Source organism: Pseudomonas tremae (assembly GCF_023278125.1).
Classification (GTDB): Bacteria; Pseudomonadota; Gammaproteobacteria; order Pseudomonadales; family Pseudomonadaceae; genus Aquipseudomonas; species Aquipseudomonas tremae.
The window spans coordinates 4,391,021-4,415,064 of the sequence record NZ_CP066270.1 but is presented as its reverse complement, the minus strand read 5'-3'; the positions used below and the strand labels follow the sequence as shown (position 1 = coordinate 4,415,064).

Annotated in this window: 29 protein-coding genes, 1 other RNA gene and 1 pseudogene; 24 read left to right on the top strand and 7 right to left on the bottom strand. The window is 57.6% G+C overall.

The features are described from left to right. Positions 1-24: 24 nt before the first annotated feature. The 20 genes from I9H09_RS20015 (at position 25) to I9H09_RS19920 (ending at position 16,256) form a co-directional block, all read left to right on the top strand. Positions 25-288, top strand: coding sequence for a hypothetical protein (locus tag I9H09_RS20015; protein ID WP_122346335.1), 264 nt, complete (start codon positions 25-27; stop codon positions 286-288). Then, positions 288-587: a head-tail connector protein gene (locus tag I9H09_RS20010; protein WP_005745630.1), complete on the top strand. Its 300-nt coding sequence runs from the start codon at positions 288-290 to the stop codon at positions 585-587. Before I9H09_RS20015 ends, I9H09_RS20010 begins: the two co-directional genes overlap by 1 nt. Further along, positions 587-907, top strand: a complete 321-nt coding sequence (locus I9H09_RS20005; protein WP_122346334.1) for a head-tail adaptor protein — start codon at positions 587-589, stop codon at positions 905-907. The genes I9H09_RS20010 and I9H09_RS20005 overlap by 1 nt, the downstream gene beginning before the upstream one ends. Positions 908-917: 10 nt before the next feature. Further along, positions 918-1,091, top strand: coding sequence for a hypothetical protein (locus I9H09_RS20000; RefSeq protein WP_183142377.1), 174 nt, complete (start codon positions 918-920; stop codon positions 1,089-1,091). A 3-nt stretch (positions 1,092-1,094) separates the two neighbouring features. After that, positions 1,095-1,595 carry an HK97-gp10 family putative phage morphogenesis protein gene (locus tag I9H09_RS19995; RefSeq protein ID WP_122346333.1) on the top strand — a complete coding sequence of 167 codons (501 nt, stop codon included), beginning with the start codon at positions 1,095-1,097 and terminating at the stop codon, positions 1,593-1,595. Beyond that, complete coding sequence (locus tag I9H09_RS19990; protein ID WP_058399391.1) at positions 1,588-1,974, top strand: DUF3168 domain-containing protein; 387 nt, start codon at positions 1,588-1,590, stop codon at positions 1,972-1,974. The genes I9H09_RS19995 and I9H09_RS19990 overlap by 8 nt, the downstream gene beginning before the upstream one ends. Before the next feature lie 54 nt (positions 1,975-2,028). Further along, positions 2,029-2,523, top strand: a complete 495-nt coding sequence (locus I9H09_RS19985) for a hypothetical protein (RefSeq protein ID WP_122346332.1) — start codon at positions 2,029-2,031, stop codon at positions 2,521-2,523. A gap of 11 nt (positions 2,524-2,534) precedes the next feature. Continuing rightward, entirely contained in the window at positions 2,535-2,870 is a 336-nt protein-coding gene (locus tag I9H09_RS19980; RefSeq protein WP_024691449.1) for a hypothetical protein, read from the top strand. 32 nt (positions 2,871-2,902) lie between these two features. Continuing rightward, positions 2,903-3,112 carry a hypothetical protein gene (locus tag I9H09_RS19975; RefSeq protein ID WP_236502330.1) on the top strand — a complete coding sequence of 70 codons (210 nt, stop codon included), beginning with the start codon at positions 2,903-2,905 and terminating at the stop codon, positions 3,110-3,112. Positions 3,113-3,133: 21 nt separating this feature from the next. Next, positions 3,134-6,538, top strand: coding sequence for a phage tail tape measure protein (locus I9H09_RS19970; RefSeq protein WP_236502329.1), 3,405 nt, complete (start codon positions 3,134-3,136; stop codon positions 6,536-6,538). A 21-nt stretch (positions 6,539-6,559) separates the two neighbouring features. Further along, positions 6,560-7,144 carry a hypothetical protein gene (locus tag I9H09_RS19965; protein WP_122346329.1) on the top strand — a complete coding sequence of 195 codons (585 nt, stop codon included), beginning with the start codon at positions 6,560-6,562 and terminating at the stop codon, positions 7,142-7,144. Continuing rightward, on the top strand, positions 7,144-7,746 hold the full coding sequence (locus tag I9H09_RS19960) for a hypothetical protein (RefSeq protein ID WP_122291635.1): 603 nt from the start codon (positions 7,144-7,146) through the stop codon (positions 7,744-7,746). Before I9H09_RS19965 ends, I9H09_RS19960 begins: the two co-directional genes overlap by 1 nt. A gap of 2 nt (positions 7,747-7,748) precedes the next feature. Next, positions 7,749-8,147 carry a DUF6950 family protein gene (locus I9H09_RS19955; RefSeq protein ID WP_122346328.1) on the top strand — a complete coding sequence of 133 codons (399 nt, stop codon included), beginning with the start codon at positions 7,749-7,751 and terminating at the stop codon, positions 8,145-8,147. Continuing rightward, the gene (locus I9H09_RS19950; protein ID WP_236502328.1) at positions 8,147-11,476 is read left to right on the top strand and encodes a phage tail tip fiber protein; all 3,330 of its coding nucleotides are present in this window, start codon (positions 8,147-8,149) and stop codon (positions 11,474-11,476) included. The genes I9H09_RS19955 and I9H09_RS19950 overlap by 1 nt, the downstream gene beginning before the upstream one ends. Positions 11,477-11,801: 325 nt before the next feature. Continuing rightward, a complete protein-coding gene (locus I9H09_RS19945; RefSeq protein ID WP_122346325.1) occupies positions 11,802-12,548 on the top strand; it encodes a hypothetical protein in 747 nt (248 codons plus the stop codon). A 35-nt stretch (positions 12,549-12,583) separates the two neighbouring features. Further along, a complete protein-coding gene (locus tag I9H09_RS19940) occupies positions 12,584-13,654 on the top strand; it encodes a tail fiber domain-containing protein (RefSeq protein ID WP_235662903.1) in 1,071 nt (356 codons plus the stop codon). A gap of 64 nt (positions 13,655-13,718) precedes the next feature. Further along, positions 13,719-14,252: a glycoside hydrolase family 19 protein gene (locus I9H09_RS19935; RefSeq protein WP_236502327.1), complete on the top strand. Its 534-nt coding sequence runs from the start codon at positions 13,719-13,721 to the stop codon at positions 14,250-14,252. Continuing rightward, positions 14,249-14,779, top strand: a complete 531-nt coding sequence (locus tag I9H09_RS19930) for a DUF2514 domain-containing protein (RefSeq protein WP_122267793.1) — start codon at positions 14,249-14,251, stop codon at positions 14,777-14,779. The genes I9H09_RS19935 and I9H09_RS19930 overlap by 4 nt, the downstream gene beginning before the upstream one ends. Before the next feature lie 56 nt (positions 14,780-14,835). Next, positions 14,836-15,015: a hypothetical protein gene (locus I9H09_RS19925; protein ID WP_032618345.1), complete on the top strand. Its 180-nt coding sequence runs from the start codon at positions 14,836-14,838 to the stop codon at positions 15,013-15,015. Further along, on the top strand, positions 15,012-16,256 hold the full coding sequence (locus I9H09_RS19920) for an SGNH/GDSL hydrolase family protein (protein WP_236502326.1): 1,245 nt from the start codon (positions 15,012-15,014) through the stop codon (positions 16,254-16,256). Before I9H09_RS19925 ends, I9H09_RS19920 begins: the two co-directional genes overlap by 4 nt. Before the next feature lie 81 nt (positions 16,257-16,337). Here the strand turns inward: I9H09_RS19920 and I9H09_RS19915 are convergent, their stop codons facing one another. Next, positions 16,338-16,763 carry a DUF1493 family protein gene (locus tag I9H09_RS19915; protein ID WP_032618292.1) on the bottom strand — a complete coding sequence of 142 codons (426 nt, stop codon included), beginning with the start codon at positions 16,761-16,763 and terminating at the stop codon, positions 16,338-16,340. Positions 16,764-16,848: 85 nt separating this feature from the next. Here I9H09_RS19915 and I9H09_RS19910 point away from each other — a divergent pair. Further along, positions 16,849-17,013: pseudogene (locus I9H09_RS19910) on the top strand (transposase domain-containing protein); the annotation flags it as partial. A gap of 42 nt (positions 17,014-17,055) precedes the next feature. On the opposite strand, the gene I9H09_RS19905 reads toward I9H09_RS19910, so the two are convergent. The 5 genes from I9H09_RS19905 to smpB form a co-directional block, all read right to left on the bottom strand. Next, positions 17,056-17,664, bottom strand: a complete 609-nt coding sequence (locus tag I9H09_RS19905) for a GAD-like domain-containing protein (RefSeq protein WP_024668776.1) — start codon at positions 17,662-17,664, stop codon at positions 17,056-17,058. A gap of 17 nt (positions 17,665-17,681) precedes the next feature. Then, positions 17,682-19,052 carry a DUF6861 domain-containing protein gene (locus I9H09_RS19900; protein ID WP_024668777.1) on the bottom strand — a complete coding sequence of 457 codons (1,371 nt, stop codon included), beginning with the start codon at positions 19,050-19,052 and terminating at the stop codon, positions 17,682-17,684. Positions 19,053-19,607: 555 nt separating this feature from the next. Then, positions 19,608-19,999, bottom strand: a transfer-messenger RNA (tmRNA) gene (gene ssrA, locus I9H09_RS19895). Positions 20,000-20,110: 111 nt separating this feature from the next. Further along, the gene (locus I9H09_RS19890) at positions 20,111-20,395 is read right to left on the bottom strand and encodes a potassium-transporting ATPase subunit C (RefSeq protein WP_005888956.1); all 285 of its coding nucleotides are present in this window, start codon (positions 20,393-20,395) and stop codon (positions 20,111-20,113) included. A gap of 283 nt (positions 20,396-20,678) precedes the next feature. Further along, entirely contained in the window at positions 20,679-21,161 is a 483-nt protein-coding gene (gene smpB / locus I9H09_RS19885) for an SsrA-binding protein SmpB (RefSeq protein ID WP_005888957.1), read from the bottom strand. 113 nt (positions 21,162-21,274) lie between these two features. Here smpB and I9H09_RS19880 point away from each other — a divergent pair, with 113 nt between their 5' ends. The 3 genes from I9H09_RS19880 to I9H09_RS19870 are packed head-to-tail and all read left to right on the top strand — an operon-like array spanning position 21,275 to position 23,427. Continuing rightward, positions 21,275-22,678, top strand: coding sequence for a sodium-dependent transporter (locus I9H09_RS19880; RefSeq protein WP_054991352.1), 1,404 nt, complete (start codon positions 21,275-21,277; stop codon positions 22,676-22,678). Positions 22,679-22,685: 7 nt separating this feature from the next. After that, positions 22,686-23,120 carry a type II toxin-antitoxin system RatA family toxin gene (locus I9H09_RS19875; RefSeq protein ID WP_005888959.1) on the top strand — a complete coding sequence of 145 codons (435 nt, stop codon included), beginning with the start codon at positions 22,686-22,688 and terminating at the stop codon, positions 23,118-23,120. After that, a complete protein-coding gene (locus I9H09_RS19870) occupies positions 23,113-23,427 on the top strand; it encodes an RnfH family protein (RefSeq protein ID WP_005888960.1) in 315 nt (104 codons plus the stop codon). The genes I9H09_RS19875 and I9H09_RS19870 overlap by 8 nt, the downstream gene beginning before the upstream one ends. A 65-nt stretch (positions 23,428-23,492) precedes the next feature. Here the strand turns inward: I9H09_RS19870 and I9H09_RS19865 are convergent, their stop codons facing one another. Next, positions 23,493-24,014, bottom strand: coding sequence for an outer membrane protein assembly factor BamE (locus I9H09_RS19865; RefSeq protein WP_005888962.1), 522 nt, complete (start codon positions 24,012-24,014; stop codon positions 23,493-23,495). Positions 24,015-24,044: the final 30 nt, after the last annotated feature.

The following is a 24,044-nucleotide window of genomic DNA, read 5'->3' as shown; positions in this document are numbered from 1 at the left end:
GCCCCTTTTTTTTCGAGGTACGTTATGAAAATTCGCACCCTGTGGGGGTTTGAAGGCAATGCGGCCAAGTTGGGCGCAGAGAGCGATCGTGTACGCGCAGGCGTAGTGTTCGCTGAGGCCGACGACGAATATGCCCACGTCCTGATCGGCAAGGGCTTAGCCGTCGAAGTGGGCGGAAGTGCTCCAAAGGAAAACAAGCAAGTAAGCGCGGCGGAAAAAAAGGCAGCTGCGGAAAAAGCAGCCGCCGAAAAGGAAGCCGCTGAAAAGGCTGCCAAAGAGGCATCGTGATGATTGCCCTGGACTTGGTCAAAACGCATTTGCGCGTGGATGGCGCTGAAGAAGATGCTCTGATCGAAGGATACATTGCAGCAGCGTTGTCCCACGTCGAGCAGCACTGTGATCGGGTACTTGTCGAAGACAGCCCGGTGCTGCCTGAGCAAATGACGCTGACCAAGGATGTTCAGCAGGCGGTGTTACTGCTGGTGGGCCATTGGTACGCAAACCGTGAAGCTGTCGTGATCGGCACCATCACCGCTGAGGTTCCATTGGCCGTCGACCGCCTGCTTTGGTACAGGAAGCGATTCTAATGAGAGCAGGCCCAATGCGGCACCGTCCTACGCTCTACAAGCCTGAGCGGGTCAAGAATCGAACCGGTGGTTTTGACGACACCTGGATCGAGTCCGGCAAGCTCTGGGCGGAGTTCACCTTGCCAACTGGACGCATCGAAGCCATTGCTGAAAAGCTTGCTGCGGTGGTTACCGTAGAAGTCCGGGTCAGGCCTCGCGCGGATTTGGTCGCAGGCTGCCGACTGGTAAACAAAGGCGTCACCTATCTGATCGTGGCTGCACTGCCAGACAACGAGCTTTCAATGCTCCGGCTGCTCTGCACCAACGTTCCCAATCCATGAGGATGTACCTATGAAAATTCGAGCACTTGCCAGCTTGTCCGGCGCCGTAGGCGACCAGACTGAAGGCGATGAATTCAGCGTCGACGCTGCTACGGCCAAGTCCCTATTTGATCGAGGCCTGGCCGAAGAGGTCAAGGATGCTCCGGCGCCGAAGGGCGACAAGGCCGATAAAGCCAAGGAGTGAACCATGGCACGCCGGTCCCGTATGTCCGGTGACTTCAAGCTACGCCGGACGCTGCGCAACATTCATCTGAACATGGATAACGAGCTGCGCCCGGCCATGCAGGAGGCTGCCAACAAGGTCTTAGCCACCATGAAGGCGACCATTCCTCGCGACACTGGCGAAGCGGCTGGCGCCTTGAAGGCCTTTGTCTCCAAAAGTGGCCTGGATGCGCAGATCGGCATCCGTGGCAAAAAGGACAACCGCCGGTTCTTTTATCTGCGGTTTCTGGAATATGGCACCAAGGGTTACGACGGGACAAAGCGCTCAGGCAACCGTAGCCGCTCGGTCGAGAATAAATCAGACGGTGCCAATTTCTTTGGCAAGTACCCGAGCATACCTGCGCTGCCGGCTCATCCGTGGTTACGTCCCTCGCTGGACGTGAACCGGGAGGTGGTGCTGGCAGACATTCGTGCCGCTGTGAATCGAACGCTGAAGAAGGCCGGTCAAGGGGCTAACGATGGCTGATCCGTCCGTTGCCTTGCAGGTCGCGATTTTCGAGCGGCTACAGGCCGAGGTCTCATGCCCGATCTACGATGGTGCGCCGCTGGACACGCCCATGCCGTATGTCTCAATCGACCGTGAAATATCGACCAACACCAGTCCGATCGCTGGGCGAAAGCGTCAGCAACGACTGCTCTACCTAACGGTCTGGTCAGACGCTCACGGCCAGGCCGAGGTCAAGCGCATCAATGCTGAGGTGACCGCCGCGCTTGATGAGCGCCCCTTGCCGCTGGAAGTTGGCAGGGCAGTGTCTGTCCGCGTCGAACGGGCGGATTCACAGCGTGATGCCGACGGCGTTACGTACATGGGCGCTATCACGGTCCGCGTCATCACCACTCACTGATACACCATCTGCCGCCTCGCGGCTTTATCCAATGTGCCTTTTGGAGGATTTTCCATGGCCGACAATCTGAACACCGCTGCGGGCTGCCGACTTGGCCTCGGCACCAAAACCGGCGCCGATACCGAAGCCGATTATAAAAAGGACGTATATGTCGACGTGGGCGAAATCGAAGACCTCGGCGAGTTCGGCGACACCTTCAGTTCGGTGACCTTCACGTCTCTGAAGGATGGCCGCGTGCGCAAGTACAAGGGCACTGCTGACGCCGGCGACATGACGCTGACCGTCGGCCTGGACAATGGCGACGCGGGACAAAAAGCCGTCAAGGTTGCCCACAAGGACCGCTCCAAGGGCGACTACAACATCAAGGTCACGCTAAACGACGGTGACGCCACGGCCACTCCGGTCGTGCTGCCAACGACGTTCTACTTCCGCGTGAAGGTGATGAACAACACCGTTGCGCCTGGCGCAGCTGACAACGTTGTGCGCCGTAACATCACCATGGGCATCAACTCCGATGTCATCGAAATCGCTGCCGGCCCTGCCGCCTGATCGGGTGAACCATGAGTAAGACTTTGCACGGCAACATCGATCTTGTCATTGGCGGGGCCACCTACCAACTGCGGCCGACCCTGGCTGCCGTCCGTGCTATCGAGGCCCGTTTCGGCGGACTCCGAGGTGCAGCCAGCGCGCTGCATCAGGTCAGCGTGGACGGCGCGGCGCTGATCATCGCTGCTGGCGCCAACCTGACGGAAAAACAGACTGAAGGTTTGGCCGAAGCGGTATGGCAGGAGGGCGTAGCTGCCATGACTCCGCAGCTGAACGATTACCTGGCAGCCCTGTACAACCCGCGCGGTGGCGAACCGGGAAAGCAGCAGCCGACGGGGTCAGCGCCGTAGAAGCGGGGAGCTACGTCGATCGGCTTTATGCGGTGGCCACCGGCTGGCTCGGCTGGTCACCGCAAGTGGCGTGGCATACCTCGCTGCCCGAACTGTTCCTCGCCATGGACGCGAAGATCGAGTGGGCGCGAATGACCAGCCCTTTCCCCAGCAGCACGCAATTCAGCCCCCAATCCAAACCCAAACCGACGAGCGTCGCACAGAAGCTGCGCATGGCGCTCACCGGCAAGGGCGGCGCATAACTTTTTTCCGGAGTCCTACACGTGGCCGATACCGACGTCCAAGGCATGCTTGTCCGCATCGAAGCCACCACGGCGCAGCTGCGGCAGGAACTGACTCGCTCGGAAGGTTCGGTGTCGAGCACTGCTCATAACATCGATCAAAGCCTGGGAAGGATCGACAACGCTTTCGACCGAGTGAACGCGAGTGCCCAGACTGTGGGGCGTGCAGTGACCTCGGTGTTCGATCAGATTGGCGCCGGTAACCTGGCCGCAGCGGGCTCGATCGCTGGTTTGGTGGCGCTGACGACCAGCACGATCGATTACGCCAAAGAGGTCAAGAACCTTTCCGCGCTATCGAACACCACGGTCGAAGACTTCCAGCGCATGGCTTATGGCGCAAAAACTGTCGGCGTTGAGCAGGACAAACTGGGCGACATCCTGAAAGACACCAACGACCGCGTCGGCGAGTTTCTGCAGCGCGGCGGCGGCGAGATGTCTGATTTCTTCAAGGAGATCGCCCCGAAGATCGGGGTCACCGCTGGCCAGTTCGCCAACCTGTCCGGGCCACAAGCCTTACAGCTTTACTACACCTCGCTGGAAAAGGCCGGGCTGAATCAGCAGCAGATGACGACCTACATGGAGGCGATGGCTGACGAAACCACGGCCTTGATTCCACTGCTGCGTAACAATGGCAAAGGGTTCAAGGAGTGGGGTGATCAGGCCGACCGTACTGGCAATGTCATTTCCGGATTCAACATCGACCGCTTGGTTTCTGCGGGGCAGGCCATTTCCGGGCTGAAGGCTTCCTTTGCCGGAGCGGCCAACCAGATCACCATTGGACTGCTGCCAGGTATCGAAAGCGTCACCAAGGGTCTGCAAGAGCTGCGCGACAACGGTGGCGCCCAACGACTCGGGGAGATCATCAGCTTTCTGGCCGAGAATGTGGATGTGCTGGTCGCGGCGCTGGGCGGCAAGATGGCGGCGGCCTTCGCCAAGTTCGCCATTGATGCGGTGACGTCATCTGCAGCGGCTACCAAGGCGACGCTGACCAATATCGCCGCCACCAAGACTTCGGCTATTGCCAAAGCCGAGGAAACGGCGGCATCGGCAGCGTCCGCTGCGGCCAAGCTGCGCGAATCAGTTGCGGCGTACTCCGCTGCTCAGGCGGTAGAAGCGGAAACAATCGCCCGGCTTGCTCAGCTGCAGGCCTCTCGTCAAGCGCTTGCTTATCAGGCGCGTCTGGCCGTCGGCACTGCTGAAGAGGTGCGGTATACCTCTGCGCTGGCAGCCGTTGACGTTGAGCTGGCCGCTGCCAAAACAGCTGCGGCGGCCGCTACCCAGCGGCTGACAATTGCAACCGCTGCATCTTCGACCGCTATGGCGCGCGACACGGCGGCAACAACAGCGAACGCTGCAGCGCAGGCTCAGGCCGCTGCTGCCAAGAACGTGCTGGCGCGGGCGAGTTCTTCTCTGTTGGCACTGCTGGGCGGTCCGGCTGGTATTGCGGCGCTGGCGATTGGTGTCGGCGTGGCCTTCCTGGCCATGGGGTCCAACGCCCAGACCGCGCGCACCGACGTGAACGACCTGAAGCGGTCGGTAGAGGAAGTGCGCAAGGAGTTTGCTCAGCTGACCCGCGACCAGCAGCAGGGCGCACTGGTGCGGATCTCCGAGCAGCAACGCGACTCGGCCAAGGAAGCGGCGGATGCGTTCGAGGGGCTGCGCACATCGATGCAGCGGGCGCTCATCGGCCCGCGCTCCAGCGAAGCCGGCGGCAAACAGTTCGCGACATTGGCGAGCAGCATGGACGAGGCCAGAAAGGCCGGGCAGCCGCTGTCCGACACGATTCTCAAGATTGGCCAACAGCTTGGCATTCCGCAGAAACAGCTGGACGGTTGGGTCAAACAGTCCGAAGCCGTCAGCACCTTGGACGTCAATACCAACCTCCTGGCGGCTCGTCAGGCGTTGTACACCAAGCAGCTCGATGGCAGTACCAAGAGCACGAAGGACAAGACCGACGTCGATATTGCCGCCGAGAACGCCGGCAAGAATTATCAACAGACCCTCGACAAGCAGATTCATGCGCTCAAGGACAAGACCAAGCTCGAGGAAGCCGACCGCTTCATTACCGAGAACAAGATTGATCCGCAGGGCGCGCTCGCAAAGCAGATTCGCGATACCGCCAAGGCCTACGACGCCCAGAAGGACGCGGACAAGTCTGCGACAGAGTCAGCGCAAAAACATAAAGAGGCCCAGAACAAGCTTGAGCAGCAGCTCAAAACTGCGGCTGACGCTTACGCCAAGCTCAAGGAAAGCTTCGATCCGGTCAGCGCTGCGGCGGACGAGCAGACGAAAAAAACAGACGAACTGCGGCTGCTTTACAAGTCCGGGAAGATTTCAACTGAAGAGTACGGCCAAGGCCTGCAGTGGCTGAAACAGCAATATGACCAGACCGTAGCGTCCGCCAACGGGATGGCTGAAGCCATGAAGTACGAGGCCGACCTGCAGCGTCAGCTCTCGCTCGCCAGCGCATCATATGGACAGGCGGCCTCGGCGGTCGGTATGGGCAGCAAAGAGGCCGAGCGGGCGCAGGCTCGCCTGTCGCTGGAGCAGGACACCAACAACAAGGTGCTGGCCTTGCGCACCGAGCTGGCTACCGCCACCACGGACACGCAACGCCAGACACTGGAAACGCAGATTGCGCTCACGGAGAAATATGGTGCCAGGCAAGTGCAGGTCATGCAGGACGGCTGGCAAAAGGTGGATCAGGCGCAAAGCGACTGGTCAAAGGGTGCGAGTGCTGCGTGGCAGAACTATCGAGACGACGTTGCCAATATCGCCGGACAGACCCAGTCGCTGATTTCTGACGCGTTCGACGGCGCCGAGGACGTTCTGACCGGGTTCGTCAAAACCGGAAAGCTGTCGTTCAAAAGCCTGGCTGACTCCATCGTTGATGACTTGATCCGAATCCAGGTGCGCAAGGCGCTGGTCGGCGGCGTGTCGGCTGTTGCCAGCAGTGGCTGGGGATCGAGTATCGCCTCGGTATTTCAGGCTGACGGCGGCGTTTGGGATCGAGGTGTGCAGAAGTTCGCCAAGGGCGCCGCCTTCACCAATTCTATCGTCAACACACCGACGTTGTTCGGTATGGCTGGCGGCAAAACAGGCATGGCGGGTGAGGCAGGGCCTGAGGCGATCATGCCCCTAACGCGTGCGGCCGACGGCTCATTGGGCGTTCGCATGGTGGGCAGCGACGCGGGGATCACACCTGCGTCGACCGCTACTACGGCAGTTGGCAGCGTCGTCCAGCATTTCACCTTTCAGGGCAACGCTGACGCTGTATCAAGGGCCGAGGTCAGGCGTGCAGCGCAGGAAGGTGCACAAGCGGCGTACCAGATGGTGCTGAATGACTTCAAAAATAACGGGGCAGCCCGTCAACTGATCAACCGCTGACAACTATCGTAAGGAGTCACCATGGCGCTCGACTGGCCTGAATCACTTGAGCCTACGGAAACGGCATGGGGCGTCACGTACAACAACCAGGCTTTCACCTCGACACTGTCCAACGCCCAGCAGGTCGTTGGCTACCCTGGCGCTTACTGGATGTGCACGATGACCTTTGGAGTGCTGTTTGACGAGGATGAGCGACAGCTCACCTCATTGATCGGCCGGCTTCAGGGCATGTTCGGGACGGTGAGGATTCCAGCCTTTACCCGCACTCGACAGGACGATATTGGTGCTGCGGTGGTGGTGTCCAGCGCCGCGCAAGCCACGCTGATGATCATTGGTGGCGTGACACCCAGCACCAAGGTCTTTTCGACAGGTGACTACATCACCGTCGGCGGAGAGATGTTCGAGGTGGTGCAGGATGCAAGTTCAACTGCGCAGGGCAGGGTGCAGGTGTCGCTCAACAAGCGCATCCGGCGCGCGCTCACAGCGGGCACTCCAGTGGAGTATCGCAACCCCTACTCGGAAATGCGTCGCGTCGTAGACACCCATCAGGTGGTCATCCAACCGGTAGTTTCAAACAGCACCCTGCAGTTCCGGGAGGCCTTCTGATGGCGACGGTATTTCCATTCAGCCAACGAGTCATCGACATCATCGCGCAAGGCAACTTCATGGTGGTGTACGCATGCCAGCTGGACTTTGCCAGCGGCAGCGTGTTTGCCCACACCGGCACCGGGCAACTGGTGATCGATGGCATCACCTATGACGGCGTCGGGCAGTTCGGCGAGGTGGGGCAGTCTCAGGAAACGAATAACTCAGGCTCGCCCATGTCGGTGGAAGTGAAATTGAACGGTCTGGACTCATCGATTCTGGCAGAAACCAACGTGCGTGGCAGCCGGGGGCGCCGGGCGCGATTGCTGTTCGTGGTATTTGATCAGGCCGGCAACTACGCCGCTGACATTCTATTTTCCGGTCGTATGGATGCGGCCCGGTTTGCTTTTGCAGGTAACGGCCAGGAGGGCAACAGCATCACCGTGCCGATCATCGATCGCATGGCCGAGTGGAGCCGAACGGGTACCGAGCGCTGGACCGACGAGAACCATCGTGCGCGTCATGAAGGCGACCGGTTTTTCTACGCCATTGCACAGATGTCCGAGTGGCCCATCTACTGGGGCGCCACCAAGGACGCACCGGCCTTCACATACGGGGATTAGCGATGCGGTACCGCGACTGGACCACACGTTTGAACGATGCAATCAAGGCTGCCCAAGGGCGGCCTTTTTCGTGGGGAGAATTCGACTGCTGCTTGTTTGCCGCCGACTGCGCGGTGGCGGTGTGCGGACTCGACCCGGCCAAGCCGTATCGCGGCAAGTACAAAACCGAAGCGGGCGCCAAGCGGCAACTCAAGCGCGTGAGCGGCAGCCTCGAGGGCGCATGGGATGCCTGCTTCAAACGTATCGAGCTGATGTTCGTCCAGCGTGGCGACGTGGTGCTGTACGACTCACCGCTGGGGCGCAGCGTGGCGGTTTACTGGGCCAACGACTACTGGTCGGTGGCAGAGGATGGCGTTTGCCGCATTGAGTGCGCGCCGCTGGTGGCCTGGAGAATTGAGTAATGGCAGGAGCGGTCAAGAAAGTCGCCCAGGTGGTAGTTGGGGCCGCCGTTGGCTTTGCGCAGGGCGGTCCGTGGGGCGCTGTCGCTGGCGCAGCGTTGGCGTTCTATGCCTCGCAGCAGCAAGAAAAGCTCAGCACCGGTTCCTCGGTGCGCAACAGCGAGCCCGCCGCGCAGACTGTGCGCTCATCCAAGGCACCTGTGCGGTTCATTCTCGGCAAAGCGAGCACCGGTGGTGTGTTGGTTTGGGCTCAAGAACAGGCCGGTGCCCAGGGTGAGGGCGAATGGATTCACATGGTGTATGTGCTGGCGGAAGGCCGGATCGCGGGCATTGACGCCGTATTCCTGGGCGAGCAACCGATCACAGACTTTGGCGACTCTGTCAGCTATGAACTGGTGGTCGACCCTACTCAGGTGAACACCTTCCTGAAGGCCAACTGCCCGGATTGGAAGGACAGCCAAATTGGCAGAGGGCTTTCCTATGTTCGCCTCTCGCTGCGCTACAGCGCCGAGAAGTTTCCCTCCGGCATCCCTGACGTGCGCTTTCAAGTACGGGGCGATGTGGACGTGTACGACCCGCGCACCGGCAAGAATGCATTTACGGAGAACACGGCGCTTCATTTGTTGTGGTACCTGCGCAACCGCTGCGGTGTGCCCGATGACGAGATCATCATGCAGTCATTTGCCAGCGGTGCAAACGTCTGCGACGAGGCCGTGATCAACGCCGATGGCACAGGCGGTATTCGGTACCGCACCGGGTGCGTGATCGGCGCCGATGAGCCACGTACTCAGGTGCAACAGAAATTAGAGGCTGCCTGCGGAGGAAAACTGATTCGTGTAGGCGGTCGGTGGATGCTGCAGGTAGGCGCCTACTACGGCCCCTATGACTTCGAGATCACTGAAGACATGGTGGTCGGTACTATCAGCGGCACGACTGAACCGGGCAACGACGCAGCAATCAACACCGTGCGCGGTACGTTCATTGATCCAAGCCAATCGTGGACTGAAACCGATTATCCCGAAGTTAGTGTAGAGGAGTGGGTGGCCGAAGATGGCGGCGAAGCCGCAGAAACGCTGTCTTTCTCATACGTCAATGATCCTTACCAGCCACAGCGTCTGGCCAACATCGAGCTACGTAGGCGCCGGGCGGGCGGTTCGCTGACGATTCCCATGAACTTCGCTGGCTACAACTGCCGCCCAGGCCGCGTAGTGCGGGTCAACCTCCCTACGTTGAACATACTGGGAGAGTTCATCGTCACGGATTGGGCCATGGGGGCCAAAGAAGCGTGCTCGGTTTCTGTCTCCCAATACGACCAGCAAATATTCGACGACGCCGTGGGCGAGCCTTACAACCCGCTGGGCTTTATCAGCTTACCCACTGGCGGGCTGGGCACGCCGACAGGCCTGATGTGGATGTCCGATAGCAGCGCCGAGGTGGTGCAAGGCACGCTGTCCTGGACCATGCCAGCGGGTATCGTCACCGAATGCAGCGTGGTGGTGCGCCAAGGCAACCGTGTCATTCAGGCACACACCGTTCCAGCACCTGGCGTGCAGCAAAGCATCAATGGCTTGCCGTCGGGCATGTACAGTTTGAGCGTGTCGGCGCGCGGCCCATTGGCCAGGTCTGGCGAGGCATCCATCAACATCAATGTCGACGGTCCGCCGGTACCGGAAACATGCGTGATCTATTCGTCGTTCAACAGCATCACATTGGTACCCGGCAACGTGCTGTACCACCTCAACGGTGGCACCTATGAGTATTTCTACAGCACCAAGCGCGACACGTCGGCAGCCAACGCCACGTATTTGGGCCAAGGGCTGTCGTTCACTCACACGGGGCTGGCATTCGCGACCAACTATTTCTACTACGTGCGCGCTTCGAATGCTTATGGCAAAAGCGACTTCCTGTTCGTCGTGGCGTCAACGTCCAGCAATGTGGGCGAGATCATGGATGTCATCGGTGGCCAGATCGGTGAAACCGAGTTGAGCGATCTTGTGCGTGACAAGATCGAGCTGATCACCAGCAATGGTAAGGGCTCGGTGAACGACCGGATCAATGACGTGAAGACGGAAATGGAAAGCCTGATCGCCGACGTAACCGACGCGCTGGTGTACGACAAGGACAAGGTAGGTGGCTACAAAACGGGTCAGATCGTTCGGCAAGGCCAGAGCCTGTATCAGGCGCGCAAGGATGTGCCTACGGATGCGTCCGGCGCGAGCGCACCCCCCAACGCTACCTACTGGCAAGATATTGGCACCCTGCTGCAGACGGCCAATGCACTGGCATCGCAGGTCGAGAGGAACCGCACCGACATCGTTCAGACCGGCAAGGACATTACCGCTCAGGCCGAACGGATCAATGCCGTCAACACCAAGATCACCGACCCTGACACGGGCCTGACTGCAAACGCGAAAGGCCTTAGCTCGCTGAAGAGTGCGGTCCAGCAGATCGGCACTGACCTTTCGGCAACCGCTCAGAAAGTGGACGGCGTCACGGTGCAGATCAATCCTGACCTCACAGGTGACGACGCCTGGAACATCGGCGAGGAAACGGTCTATGCCGGCACCGTGACGATCCAGTCGGTGTCGGCCGAGGCGAATCTCGCACAGGCGCAGCGCACGGATCTGGTCGTTGCCAGTATTGGCAATACCAATGCTTCGCTGCTGACCGAGCAGATCGCACGCGCTACAGCGGACTCGGCCTTGTCCCAACGCATAGATACGACGCTTGCGCAGGTCGGCCAGACGAACGCCGCTCTGGTGTCCGAGCAGACAGCTCGCGCCACTGCGGACAGCGCATTGGGTCAGCGGGTGGATAGCACGCAGGTGCAGTTGGGCGAGACGAGTGCCGCAGTGTCTACGATCAGCCGCGCGCAAGCCAAAATTGATGGTGGTCTGTCGGCGATGAGCTCGATCAAGACCCAGGTCTCGGTCGACGGCTACACCTACCTGGCTTCGCTGGGCGTAGGAGTGGAGAACGACAAAGGCGTTGTTACGTCGCAGATCCTGCTGGCCGCAAGTCGGGTGGCCATTTTCGACCCGAACGTTAGCGGGGCGGTGAAGCCGCTGCTGGTGACCCAAGGCAATCAGGTCTTCATCAACGATGCGGTGATCAACAAAGCCTTTATCCAGGAGCTGGTGCTGGGCATGACCATTACGTCCAAAGCGCTGGCGCCGAACGGAAAACCGGTCCTGAAAATTGACTTCCAGACGGGTTTGATGGAACGCAACAGCGGAGGAAACGGCATGCGCCGTGAAGAGACTGCCAACTACGATCGCTATTGGGACGAGCAGACCGGGGTGCTGGTGATTGAAATCGGGCAGTTGTCGTAATGCTTGGGTTCAGGATCAGAGATCCTGCTACGGGCGCGCTTCGGCTAGACCTTGCGGACTACACCGTAAAAATCGTCCAGGAACTAAACATCACCATTTCCGGGAGCGGCTCCTACAGCGTTCCGGGGATTGACGCTACGAACTACGGTGCATTTTTGTTTCCTACCACGGTGGATAACTGGGGCAATAACCGGACGTATTCGCAGGATGTAAGCCGCAACAGACCAATGATGCCCCGAGTGAGCATTTCCCAAGATACCGTGAACTGGCTCGTGGGCCTGAACTACACAGCACGAACGTGGAGACTTATTGTGGTGAAGTACACATGAGTAACGGCATCAGAATCCGCGGCTCACAGGGCCAGGTTCAGATCGATGATTCAGCGCCGTGCTACGTCGTTCTTGAAGAAGGCACGTTCAGCGGCGCAAATCTTCAAGCTTTGGCTGCGAACAATCCCGATCCCTACCTTTACAACACGGACGCGTTTTACAACCGGCATGTGATCAATTTTGCCAAGGTCGTTACCACGCAAGAAGCGCCATTGGTGTTTTTGAAACTCCAGTCGGTGACGTTTATGAGTTGTTTTCAAGTCGAGGGCCAGCCCGGCGCGTGGACCGGGTTCAGCATCGGTCTTGGGGGACTTCAGGTTGATAGCCAAGTCACTTACGGGGCGAAGTCAGGGCAGTGGTTCAGCGCCGCCAAAACTCCCGGCCCCTCAGGTGCAACGGTTGGTGTACGTATTCGAAACCGACAGACGAATCAGATCGTGTACGACAGCGGCTGGCGCCTGGTGAAATTTCTGCAACAGACCGCCAACTTTCAACCCGCAGGACGCATTTCTCACAACGTGCTGATCTACACAGTTGGCTACCCGGAACCTGCAACGGCTTACTTCCTGGCAAACTCCATGACGGGGTTGCTGAGCTTTACCAATCGACTACAGCAGATGTCGATATGTATAACTGCTGAGTTTCCAAACAAACTTTTGATGGTGACCTACACCGCGGATGATGACGCAATCGCGTATCAGTCTTATAGCTGGACTGCTTTGTTCGGTGTCCCTGGTAATTAGGTCTACTGGTTTTTACTCAAACATTAGGTGTCGTCATGGCAAGACAAGTAATTGACCAATCGACCGTCCAGGCGAATGGCAAGCGAGGTGAGCCTGCAACTGTCGCTTTTAATAAAATCAATCAGAACTTCGCAGAGCTTTACGGTAATCCGCGAGTTGGCTCGATGGCATACTCCAGTACCGCAGTCGGATTCAATGTCCAAGGCGGCTATATCGGCTGGAATGGGGAAAACTTCTCCGGCAGCATGAATTTCATATGCAACCGGGGAGGTGGCGCCGGCGGCTTTAGCTGGCGATCGGTGAACGCAGACAACTCGCAGGGTGGACCTCCGCTTACTTACGCCTACGACGGCACCCTAACCGTGCCATATCTTGTTGTTAGCGGAGCGCCTATCGCCATCGCGTATGGCGGCACTGGGGGGACTACTCAGGCGACAGCCCGAAATTCATTGGGCATAGGGACGGATTCAGCCCCGACCTTTGCCGGGATTGAACTCAGCAACTCAAATCCCTACATCGACTTCCATTACAACAAATCAGCCGCTGACTTTGACGTCAGGCTTATAAACTCTGCTGCAGGCATATTGACCTTGCAGGGGGCATATGAAGTCACCGGGCGACTGGCATCGGCGGGCACTTGGTGCCGGGCGGGTCTGAGCGCCGGTCGCGGCGGTACGGTCTATAACTACAACTGGACCGGCTCAAATGTAGACGTGTGGATCGACAACACCTACGTCGGGACCATGACGCTGTTCGGGTCTGACTACCGGTTCAAGAAGTACATCACCGATGCAAAAGTGCCGTCATACCTTGATCGCATCGACGCCTACAGAATCGTTAACTACCAGCGTAAGGTGTTCGGCGCAGTCTTCCGAGGCGATGGCACGACCTATCAAGGCTTGATCGCGCATGAGGCGCAGGCGGTAAACCCCCTGGCCGTGACCGGCGAGAAGGACGGCGTCGACGAAAGCGGCAACGCACGCATCCAGCAGCTCGACCCGATGGCCTTGATCACCGATCTGATGGGCGCTGTCAAAGAGCTGCGCGCCGAGGTGATTGCACTCAAGGCCGCGGCCCAGCCGGCCCCAGAACCTGCCGCCGCGTAACACCTGCACAGCAACACCCGCACCCCGCCATTGAGCGGGTATTTTTTTGCCTGGAGAAACCCAAATGCCGACCACTGCGCAGCAACTACTGCAGATCCTCCCGAACGCCGGCCAGAAAACCGGCGTTTTTGCACCCGTCCTCAACACAGCGATGAGCAAGTACCAGATCGTTACGCAGCTGCGCATCGCGGCGTTCATCGCCCAGGTCGGCCATGAGTCCGGTCAGCTGCATTACGTCCGCGAGATTTGGGGGCCGACTACGCAGCAGTTGGGGTACGAGGGCCGCAAGGACCTTGGCAACACCGTTGCGGGGGACGGCTCGAAATACCGTGGCCGTGGCCTGATCCAAGTGACGGGCAGAGCCAATTACGAAGATTGCGGCGAAGCGCTCGGCCTGGAGCTGATCGACCATCCAGAATTGCTCGAGCTGGCCCAGCACGCCGCGATGTCGGCGGCGTGGTTCTGGCACCGGGCCGCTCTCAACACGCTGGCCGACAAGGGCGATTTTCTGACGATCACCCGTCGTATCAACGGCGGCACGAATGGCCTGGCTGATCGGCAGGAGCTGTACGCCCGAGCGCTTGAGGTGCTGGCGTGAAGGCCCTGCCGTGGAAGGCAGTCGGCCTGCTGCTGATCCTGCTGGCGCTGGCCGGTGCGTTGTACGGGGCATACCTGCACGGCGTGACCGTCACCGATCTGGCCTGGAAGGCGAAGTGGGCCGAGGAAGTCAGCACCCAATCCGAAGAGGTGGCCACCACGACCACCGAGTACCGAACCGAAGAGCAACGCCGCCAGAAAGCGGCCAACCAGGTGGCAAACGATGCAAGACAAGAACAGACCGCTGCGCTTACTGATGCTGCTGTCGCTGACGCTGCTGGCGACCGGCTGCGCGTCGAAGCCGGAAAGCTGGCAGCTACCTCAAGTTGCGCCCCCGGCGATACCGGCGCTGCCGAACGAGGCAAGGCAGCCAGCCGCGCCGCCATGGTGCTCTCCGAACTGCTCGGCCGGGCTGACGCGCGAGCGGGAGAGCTGGCAAAGGCTTATGACCAATCCCGAATAGCCGGGCTGGCGTGTAACCGCTTTGTCGAAGAGCTATCCAACACCACCAATTCAGCCAGGCCGTAGGCCGCCGGGGAAGCACTGTGCAGACAGCAACGAAGCAAGAAACCTACGACCGCACGATGAAAGTGACGTTGGCGGTCAAGGCGAACGGCGGTTCGGTGACGGTCCAGATCCAGGCCGGTGATAACTGGATCACTACCGACACGTTCTGGAAAGACGGTGGCTATCAGTTGAGCTTTCCGCCGGCGACCATCCGCATCGTGCCCGCTTCTGGCGCTGCGTTTGAGGTGTACGCATGAGCCTTCTGGTCAACCCGATTCCACGCCGCCAACCTATAAGGCGTGGCCTGGGCCTGCTCGGCGATAGCTTCTCTGGCAACTGCCACACCATCGCGGCGACGGCGTTTGGCACCGAGGCCTATGGCTATGCGGGCTGGATCGCGGCGCGTACCGGCCTGTTCCCGAGCTACGTCGACAACCAGGGCAAGCTCGGCGACCACACCGGGCAGTTTCTGGCCAGGCTTCCGGCCTGTATTGCGTCGTCCACTGCCGACCTGTGGCTGCTGCTGTCGCGCACCAACGACAGCACCACGGCAGGTATGAGCCTGGCCGACACGAAAGCCAACGTGATGAAGATCGTCACCGCGTTCCTGAACACGCCCGGCAAGTACCTGATCGTCGGCACTGGTACGCCGCGCTTCGGTAGCAGGGCGCTGACCGGACAGGCGCTGGCCGATGCGATCGCTTACAAAGACTGGGTGTTGAGCTACGTCAGCCAGTTCGTGCCGGTCGTGAACATCTGGGACGGCTTCACCGAGGCAATGACCGTTGAAGGCCTGCACCCGAATCTCCTGGGTGCCGAGTTCATCAGTTCGCGGGTGGTGCCGATCATCACCGGGAATTTCGAATTCCCCGGCATCCCGCTGCCCACGGACGCTGGCGACGTTTACTCGGCCATCCGCCCGTTCGGTTGCCTCAATGCCAACCCGCTGCTGGCGGGCACTGGCGGCACGCTACCGGCAGGCGTGAATGCCGTGGCCGGGTCGGTGCTGGCGGACGGCCACAAGGCTGTGGGCTCTGGCCTGACCGGTATCACCACGCGCTGGTTCAAGGAGCCTGCCGCCTATGGTGAGGCGCAGTGCATCGAGCTGCGTGGCAACATGGCGGCGGCGGGCGGCTACATCTACATGCAACCCACGGCCAACGTGGTACAGACCAGCCTGGCGGCCGGCGACGTTATCGAAATGGTGTCGGCGGTGGAAATCATGGGGTCGTCGCGCGGCATTCTGGCTTGGGAGGCTGAGTTGACCATCACCAAGACGGTCAATGGCGCATCGTCCACGTTCTACTATCGGTCGATGGACAAGTACCAAGAACCGTTCACCATGCCGGCCAGCTTTTCCGGGGCGTTGGAAACACAGCGCGGCACGATTGACCTGAGTGAAACCGTGATCACCTCGCGCATGGGCCTGTACCTGGCAGCAGGCGTGGCGCAGAACTCCACGGTGAAGGTCGCACAGTTTGGGATTCGCAAGGTTTAAATGTTTATACCGAGCATGAGCTGCACTTTTGCAAGAGGTCAGTTACTTAGCTTTCTGCTCAAATATCCTCTAATATAGATATTACCTAGTGTTTATGCTAAAATCCTCGATAGGGATTTCGTCGGTTCGATTGTAAAGTGGTAAAGTGCTAAAGTTAATGTTCTCAAGGGCTTCGCAGTCCCATGCCTTGGTCTGGGCTGCCTTATACAACATGCCTAGCGTCATTGCCGTCTTTGCGCGCCGATCTTTAGATCTGAAGAATACGAAAATGTCAGTCCCTTCTGGCTTGAAGTAACGATAGTGGTCGTAGTCGCCAGGGTCGACGCCAAAGTGTTCGAAGAAGTCCTCCATAAAGTCACTGGCGTCGTCACCGTCAAGCCCCAGATCCCAACTGACTCTAATAGCTAGGCTGACGGTCTCGAATGCCTTTCGGCCAAATCCAACATGGAAGTAGACTCTCTCTACAAGATAGTCAACTATTTCTTGGTTCAGATCGTTTCTATCCATTTTTAAAAAAACCTGATCTTGTTCATCTACGATAGAGTTGTAGGTGTTCACCGTTATGTAGCCTATTTTACCAAGCTCGTAGTTTTTTGTAGGATCATTGCGTAGCGGCAAGCAGGCGGCGGCGATTATGAGTTTGATCCAGTCTGCGTGGCTGAATGGCCATGATCCGTATGCGTATCTAAAAGATTTCCTCACGCGACTTCCGATGCAGCGGGCGAGTGAAATCGATCAGTTGCTGCCGCATCAGTGATAATTGGTTTAAGTACTCTGACGGTACGCCCGTATGAATACCTCAAAAGCTATAAGGCTGAAGCTCTGTAATCTGCGAAAGCAAGATTATATGCTCTACAGCTTTTACTTTTTCAAGATGCTCAAGTGTATCCGGCCCGCCAAGCATTAATGCCGGAACAAAGCCATACATCTCATCATGACGTAAGACGCCGATCTTTTTCTTTGCAGAATCAAAAAGTCCACCATAATCGTCATTATCTTTACTTCTGGTCAGTAAGAAATTCTGTAACTGTTTATCCATGTGCTCTGATCCGAGCGCTGAGTTGAATGCTATATATCTAGATAAGATGCTGGTTATATTAAGGGAGGCGCCAGTTTTTTCACCCCAAAAATATAAGTCGCCAAAAGCGCTACGGGCGATTATGTGGTAAGTATCGAGTTTTTCAAATTCAGTCCCTTCAATCCAGGACGCCGCTACACCTTCATATTCCTGCGGATTTACTAACCAAAAGATTCCGTCGCCGTAACCGCACCAGCCGTGTTCGGCCCAATACTCCAGGAGTAAATTTGGTAGCTTGCCTTGATAGCGGTTGATACTTGATACTGGTACTTCTTGGCGATCAATAGGGCCGCCGAGCTTTTCTATAAATCTAGCGAATACTCTGTCCATTGACGCGGCCTCACTAATTAACATTTATGTAGTTTTACATTAAGAAAGGTTGATTCTCGCATTGACCCAGGCACATTTTCAGCCTCTTTTTTTAAGTTTTTTATTTTATTTCTCCACTGCGGACCAATACTTGAATTTACCTGTTTGTCACCAAAGTCCGAAATAACGTCCTTGCCGCCAGCACTCAAGTCAGGGTTATGCAGCCCTGCAAGGTTTGACATCACTTCCTTCGTTTTTTTGATAGCCGCGTCCTCTGCATCAAGTACGTCCATAGTTTGCGAAAATTCATCTTGAAATCTTTGTTGAAGATCGGTTTGTAGTTTTTTTCGAGCCATCGTAGCAGCTGCTTTGCTACGTTTTATAGGATTAGCGATATTCGCCAAATACTCATCAACTGTCAGCCGATTCAGCCCGTCCTCTTGCCCCTTCAACTGCCGTTCGAACTCCCCAATCTTGGAAGCTGGCATCTTGTCAGCCTTGAAGCATTCGACTTCATGGAGCGGCATGGTGTTCTGCTTCCCCTTGGGAGGCTCTTTGTCTTTTCCGGACGGTCGATTCGGCGGCGCCGTGTCTTGGTGACTTAGTGCGCCTCGAGGCGGCTCTGGCGCTTTCAAATCGGGATGCTGTTTCAGGTCTTCTTCATGCCTGATCATCCACTGGCCAAGCTTTGCACCTCGCTCGCTGCCTCGCATTTCGGTTGCGAGCACACTTACGCTTCCACGACCTCGCGTCAGATAAGCAACGATGGCGCTTAGCAGGAGAATCACTACGGCCTCATGAGAGCGTGCAATATCCCACGCACCTTGTTGTGCTGCCATGCTGTCGTCGGAAAAGGAGCTTAACGGATTACCGGTTCGCTCCCTAGGGCCGTTCCAAGCGGTGGAAACTCCACGAATATAGCCATTAGCTATCGGCTTCAGGCCCTCTGTAAAAAAATCAGCAATCGAAGCCAGACCCAGCACGCCAAGAATCCACGTTCCCGCTTGCACACCGACCAGGGCTCCTGCCGCCGCGCCAGGGAACGCGCCGATGCCGCCTGCAAGTAATCCGATTCCTCCACCTATCGTGGCGCCGGTTAACGCACTGCCGATAATGATCATTGCCATGTCGGCCACTGTGCTAATCATCTCATCGAGGATGCTTCGAATATCAAGTTCAGAAAAGCGTTCCAGAATACTGTTGGCGGCCTCTTTTTCGCCCAAATCACAGGCTCGACGGACACATCTGACACGGCGATAGATCAGATCAATACTAGGTACATTTATGGAACTGGGTGGGCTGAGAGGATTCATGCCCCTTTCGCGCTCCCCTAGGCCGCGCGTACTAAATAGGCGTTCTGCATGAGCCTCGATATCGAGCCAACTGGGAATCCTTGTCCATAAAGGCATTCATCGCTCCTGCGTTCGGGGGGATAAGGGGGGATAATTTGGGAAGCTAAACTTTATGCCATGTTATGTCAAAAGTGATTTCAAGGAATCCAAACCTTTAAGGCAGCGGCAATCGAAAGGCTTGTGCTAGATGATTCCCGCTCCCCTGTGGTTCAGGCAGTGCGACGCAGAGTCAGAATACCCACGTCGGATGCCTACAAATTTTCCTACTAGATGCCTCCGCCAGATGCATACAAAAGATCGGCGTCCGTGTGTGCATTAAAATCCTAGCTGGGCTTTTATCAATTTCCTCTCATAGAGAGTAATAAGTCTCGCCTTGAGCGTCGCTGGTAATGCAGCCATGCATTTAAGCATCTCGGCGTTGAGCTTCCTAAGCCTCGGGCTCGATGGAGGTGTCCTCGCAGCGGAGCACGTGGCATGTGGGAACGCAGAAGCGGCACCAGCGAAGTAAGTCCAAGCTGTCATTAAGCTGGCATTACTGAGCCAAAACAGCCCAAAAAGGCACAAAAAAAGCACTTGCGGTAAACGCTAAGTGCTTGATTTGTAACGCTTGTATGGTGGAGCCGGGGGGATTTGAACCCCCGTCCGCCAGTACTCCGCTGTCGGTACTACATGCTTAGCCGTGTCTATTAAGTTAACCCTCAGCGACCCGACGGGCAGGGTGCTTTGGGCGAGTTGCGTAAGTTTTAGTCGCTTCGTCCGCAACGTACTAGGCGACGATCCTGTTCTATATGACAATCATTTCGGGTTTACAGGCATCCCCTGATGATTGCTGGAGCCGAAGCTACCAGAAGGAAGGCTAGCACCGCTTACGCGGCGAGAGCGTATTCCCCGTAGGTTTCGTCATTGGCAACTATAGAAAGTTGCAACAGTGGATTTACGAGTTCTGTTACCAACTCGGCATGCACCTAAAGTTTCATCACCGGCGTCGAATCCAAATCGGCCCCGAGATTGCTTTCGCAATCGCTGGGGCGGAGTGTACGCCGATTGGCGTGCCACGTCGACCCGTTTGCTGCAATCGATCAGGTCAGCCTGCACAGCCAGCCTGATCGACGGTGTTATTTAGTGCCTTCGCTACCCGAGCCAGTGTTTTTCAGCGAAGTGATCACCTTGGTGGTGATTTCGACGCATTTTTTCTCGTCGTTCTGGGCTTGAGCGGCCTTGGCGTTCTTCTCGGTGGTTTCGAGCATGGTCTTGTTTTCAGGGCTCAGGTTGGTGCCGGAAGAGGCCTGGGCATTTTCGATGGTCTTGATGTTCGCAGCACACAAATCATCGGCGGCGAAAACCGGCGAAGCCAACAGGGCAGCGCTGAAGAACAATCCAGTGAGGGCGGTACGCTTCATGTGTCTCTCCTTATAACCTGTGGACTCGGTGTGGCCGGTCTTTGACGCCGTCGCCCGAGGGTTTTGAAAGCCCGTTTTACAGCTGGGCCTAAAGGATTGACTGTGTCATAACGCAGGCGTTCTATTTTATTTTTGGACAGGGGCGAAAAAGCCACATAGGGCTGTTCGGGCACCAAAGTGGGGCGATCTTCGAGGAGGATGTGGATTGTTAGCGGAGGAGGGGGCAATGCTGAGGTGAAGAGGCGTCCAATGCACGGGCATGGCATTGGACGCGTCGCAGGACTTATTCGTCCTTGCCCTTGGAGCGAACGGCGCGTTGCAGCTCGCGGTCCGAGTCGCGTTCGCGCTCGGTGTGGCGCTTGTCGTATTCCTTCTTACCCTTACCCAAAGCAATTTCGCACTTGATCAGGTGCTGCTTCCAGTAAATGGAAAGGGCCACGCAGGCATAGCCTTTCTGCTGAACCGCGGTGGTGAGCTTTTCGAGCTCGCGCTGGTTCAGCAGGAGTTTGCGGGTGCGTGTCGGGTCAGCGATGACGTGCGTGCTGGCAGTCTTGAGCGGCGTGATGTGGCAACCCATCAGCCAGGCCTCACCGTCCTTGAGCAGCACGTAACTGTCGACCAGCTGTACCTTTGTGGCACGCAGGCTTTTTACTTCCCAGCCAGCCAGGACCAGACCGGCCTCGAACTTATGTTCGATGAAGTAATCGTGACGCGCCTTCTTGTTCTGCGCGATGGTCCCTGTGGGATTTTTCTTGAGCTTAGCCATAGGGGGCGCATTATAGGGAGTTGCATCAATGTCGGCTACGGGAAAGCGCGTGCTTGAGCACAAAGGTTGAATCCCGGACAATGCGCGATCTTTTTTGGCTGGGCGTTTCAATAATGTCGACGGACAAGGTTTCTGTCCACGGTAGCTGGGCAAGCCGCTGGGTGTTCATCCTGGCTGCCACTGGTTCCGCCGTGGGGCTGGGCAGTATCTGGAAATTCCCGTACATGGTCGGTGCCTATGGCGGCGGCGCATTTGTGCTGGTGTTTCTGGCGTGCATCGCGTTGATCGGCATTCCGGTCATGATTGCGGAGACGCTTATCGGTCGTCGCTCGCGCCTCAGCCCTGCCAATGCGCTCAAGACCCTGGCGGTGGAATCGGGACATTCGGCGCGCTGGTCCTGGGGGGCCTTCGCCGGGATGATTACGGCGTTGCTGATTCTCTCCTTTTATAGCGTGGTGGGCGGCTGGTCGCTGGATTACATCATCGACATGGGGCGCGGCGATTTTCAGGGTGTGTCGCCGGATCAGGTCGGTGCGTATTTTGGCGCTGTAATTGCCGACCCGTGGCGCCTGATTCTGTGGCACACCGTGTTCATGCTGCTATCGGCCGTGGTGATCGGCAAAGGCGTCGAGGCGGGCCTGGAGAAAAGCCTGCGCATCATGATGCCCATGCTGTTCCTGCTGATGCTGGCGTTGTTGGGCTATAGCCTGACAACCGGGCACTTCATGGAAGGTGTGCATTTCATGTTCGACTTCAACCCGGACAAAGTGCTGGATGGCTTGCTGCCGGCGATGGGCCATGCGTTCTTTTCGTTGAGCGTCGGCGTTGGCTCGATCATGGTCTACGGCGCTTACATGACCAAAGACGCCTCGATCAGCACAACCGTCGTCGGCATTGCATTGCTCGACACGTTCGTCTCGCTGCTGGCAGGGCTGGCACTGTTTCCGATTGTGTTTGCCGCCGGCCTCAACCCGAGTGAAGGCCCCGGCCTTATGTTCGTCACCTTGCCTTACGCGTTCGGCAATGTGGCTTTCGGTCAGTTGATGGGCATCGTGTTCTTTGTATTGGTGGCCGTCGCAGCCTGGAGCTCGGCCATTTCATTGCTGGAGCCGATGGTGGCTTATCTGGTCGAACGCACCCGCGTTCGCCGGGGCTGGGTAACGTTCTGGTTGGCGTTTACGTGCTGGTTTGTCGGGCTCGGGACGGTGTTTTCCTTCAATATTTGGCAAAAAGCGAAGTTCTTCGTGAACGATGGGGGCGTATTCCACCTCTACCAGTGGGGGGCATCAACTGGCCTCGACTTCTTCGGAGTCATTGATTTCTTCACTTCGCGGATCATGCTGCCGCTGGGTGGTTTGTGTTTCGTGGTATTCGCTGGCTGGGTGATGAACCGTGAGGCGGTGCGCGACGAATTGTCGATTCGCAGCCCATTGCTCTTCAACCTGACCTTCTTTTTGATGCGCTACGTGGCGCCGCTCGGCATTCTTGTGGTGTTTGCCGCTCAGCTCTGGAAATGACGCTCACATGACTACGCACATACAACGTTCTGCCTTATTGCCTTATCCGGCCAGGTTTCTTTACGACCTGGTCAACGACGTGGCCCGTTATCCCGAATTTCTGCCGTGGTGTTCGTCTGCCACCGTGCTGGAGGCCAGTGAAGCGCAAATGCGCGCCAGTCTGGAGATTGCCAAGAGCGGTCTGAGTCAGAAATTCATGACGCGCAACACGCTGATTCCCGGCGAGTCGATCGTGATGGATCTGGTCGAAGGGCCATTCGAGCAGTTTCACGGCGTTTGGACTTTCAAGCCGTTGGGTGAGAAAGCCTGCAAGATCAGCCTTGATCTGTCGTTTGATTACGCCGGGACAATCGTTCGCGCAACCTTGGGGCCACTGTTCAATCAGGCGGCCAATACGCTGGTGGATGCGTTCTGCCAGCGGGCGAAAGAGCTACATGGCTGAGGCATCGATTCAGGTCGAGGTGGTGTATGCCTCGGTACAGCGTCAGGTGTTGATGACGGTTGAGGTCCCCGCCGGCTCGACCGTAAGTCAGGCGCTGGCGATGTGTGGCATGGATCGGGAGTTTCCCGAGCTGGATCTGACTCAATGCCCGGTGGGTATTTTCGGTAAAGTGGTCACTAATCCCGCCGAGCGTCTGCTGGCAGCAGGGGAGCGGATCGAGATTTATCGCCCGCTATTGGCCGACCCGATGGAAATCAGACGTCTGCGCGCAGCCAAGGCGCGTGAAAAAAGAGGGCTGTCTGGCTGAACATTTGCTGAAAGAAACCCGCAAAAAAGCCCGGCACGCCGGGCTTTTTGATGAGCGTCTGAAGGCTAACGGTTGTTAGTGTCCAGCGGCTCCTGGGTCGGGACCGGAACGGTCTCAACGCTGTCCACGTCCTTCTGGATAGTGTCCAGCAGCGAGCCTGGTTTGGCTGGCTCTTCTGGTTTCTGCTCAGGTTGCTTCTCTGCAGGCGTCGCGGTATCGCTGCCTTTACCGAGAATGGCCTCATCACGACTGACGCCGGGCATGAAGTCACCTGACAGGCTGACCAGTTGGTCGCTGTCGTTGAATACCAGACTGACACGCTCCTGCTGGCGTTCACCGCCACCTGGCTGCAGGCTGTACAGGTAATCCCACCGGTTGGAGTGGAAAGTGTCGGTCAACAGGGGGTTGCCCATGATAAACCGTACTTGCCGCCGGGTCATTCCGGGGCGCAACTGGTCTATCATGTCCTGCGTGACGACATTACCCTGCTGGATGTCGATTTTGTAAACCCCGGGGAATGAACAACCGGCGAGTGCGAGCAGTCCCACGAAGGTGAAACTGGTTAGCAAGAGCTTGGTGTTTTGCATCGGTGGGCGACTTCCACTATCTTGGCTGGG

Excerpts from the sequence above, each read along its gene's own strand:
- I9H09_RS19950 (WP_236502328.1), top strand. The coding sequence starts at position 8,147 with ATGGCAGGAGCGGTCAAGAAAGTCGCCCAGGTGGTAGTTGGGGCCGCC.
- I9H09_RS19865 (WP_005888962.1), bottom strand. The coding sequence starts at position 24,014 with ATGCAAAACACCAAGCTCTTGCTAACCAGTTTCACCTTCGTGGGACTG.
- I9H09_RS19925 (WP_032618345.1), top strand. The coding sequence starts at position 14,836 with ATGAAAGTGACGTTGGCGGTCAAGGCGAACGGCGGTTCGGTGACGGTC.
- I9H09_RS19955 (WP_122346328.1), top strand. The coding sequence starts at position 7,749 with ATGCGGTACCGCGACTGGACCACACGTTTGAACGATGCAATCAAGGCT.
- I9H09_RS19985 (WP_122346332.1), top strand. The coding sequence starts at position 2,029 with ATGGCCGACAATCTGAACACCGCTGCGGGCTGCCGACTTGGCCTCGGC.
- I9H09_RS19900 (WP_024668777.1), bottom strand. The coding sequence starts at position 19,052 with ATGCCTTTATGGACAAGGATTCCCAGTTGGCTCGATATCGAGGCTCAT.
- I9H09_RS19920 (WP_236502326.1), top strand. The coding sequence starts at position 15,012 with ATGAGCCTTCTGGTCAACCCGATTCCACGCCGCCAACCTATAAGGCGT.
- I9H09_RS19935 (WP_236502327.1), top strand. The coding sequence starts at position 13,719 with ATGCCGACCACTGCGCAGCAACTACTGCAGATCCTCCCGAACGCCGGC.
- I9H09_RS19905 (WP_024668776.1), bottom strand. The coding sequence starts at position 17,664 with ATGGACAGAGTATTCGCTAGATTTATAGAAAAGCTCGGCGGCCCTATT.
- I9H09_RS20005 (WP_122346334.1), top strand. The coding sequence starts at position 587 with ATGAGAGCAGGCCCAATGCGGCACCGTCCTACGCTCTACAAGCCTGAG.
- I9H09_RS20015 (WP_122346335.1), top strand. The coding sequence starts at position 25 with ATGAAAATTCGCACCCTGTGGGGGTTTGAAGGCAATGCGGCCAAGTTG.
- I9H09_RS19995 (WP_122346333.1), top strand. The coding sequence starts at position 1,095 with ATGGCACGCCGGTCCCGTATGTCCGGTGACTTCAAGCTACGCCGGACG.
- I9H09_RS19940 (WP_235662903.1), top strand. The coding sequence starts at position 12,584 with ATGGCAAGACAAGTAATTGACCAATCGACCGTCCAGGCGAATGGCAAG.
- I9H09_RS19890 (WP_005888956.1), bottom strand. The coding sequence starts at position 20,395 with ATGAAGCGTACCGCCCTCACTGGATTGTTCTTCAGCGCTGCCCTGTTG.
- I9H09_RS19945 (WP_122346325.1), top strand. The coding sequence starts at position 11,802 with ATGAGTAACGGCATCAGAATCCGCGGCTCACAGGGCCAGGTTCAGATC.
- I9H09_RS20010 (WP_005745630.1), top strand. The coding sequence starts at position 288 with ATGATTGCCCTGGACTTGGTCAAAACGCATTTGCGCGTGGATGGCGCT.
- I9H09_RS19960 (WP_122291635.1), top strand. The coding sequence starts at position 7,144 with ATGGCGACGGTATTTCCATTCAGCCAACGAGTCATCGACATCATCGCG.
- I9H09_RS19990 (WP_058399391.1), top strand. The coding sequence starts at position 1,588 with ATGGCTGATCCGTCCGTTGCCTTGCAGGTCGCGATTTTCGAGCGGCTA.
- I9H09_RS19875 (WP_005888959.1), top strand. The coding sequence starts at position 22,686 with ATGACTACGCACATACAACGTTCTGCCTTATTGCCTTATCCGGCCAGG.
- I9H09_RS20000 (WP_183142377.1), top strand. The coding sequence starts at position 918 with ATGAAAATTCGAGCACTTGCCAGCTTGTCCGGCGCCGTAGGCGACCAG.
- I9H09_RS19980 (WP_024691449.1), top strand. The coding sequence starts at position 2,535 with ATGAGTAAGACTTTGCACGGCAACATCGATCTTGTCATTGGCGGGGCC.
- I9H09_RS19880 (WP_054991352.1), top strand. The coding sequence starts at position 21,275 with ATGTCGACGGACAAGGTTTCTGTCCACGGTAGCTGGGCAAGCCGCTGG.
- I9H09_RS19915 (WP_032618292.1), bottom strand. The coding sequence starts at position 16,763 with ATGGATAGAAACGATCTGAACCAAGAAATAGTTGACTATCTTGTAGAG.
- smpB (WP_005888957.1), bottom strand. The coding sequence starts at position 21,161 with ATGGCTAAGCTCAAGAAAAATCCCACAGGGACCATCGCGCAGAACAAG.
- I9H09_RS19965 (WP_122346329.1), top strand. The coding sequence starts at position 6,560 with ATGGCGCTCGACTGGCCTGAATCACTTGAGCCTACGGAAACGGCATGG.
- I9H09_RS19870 (WP_005888960.1), top strand. The coding sequence starts at position 23,113 with ATGGCTGAGGCATCGATTCAGGTCGAGGTGGTGTATGCCTCGGTACAG.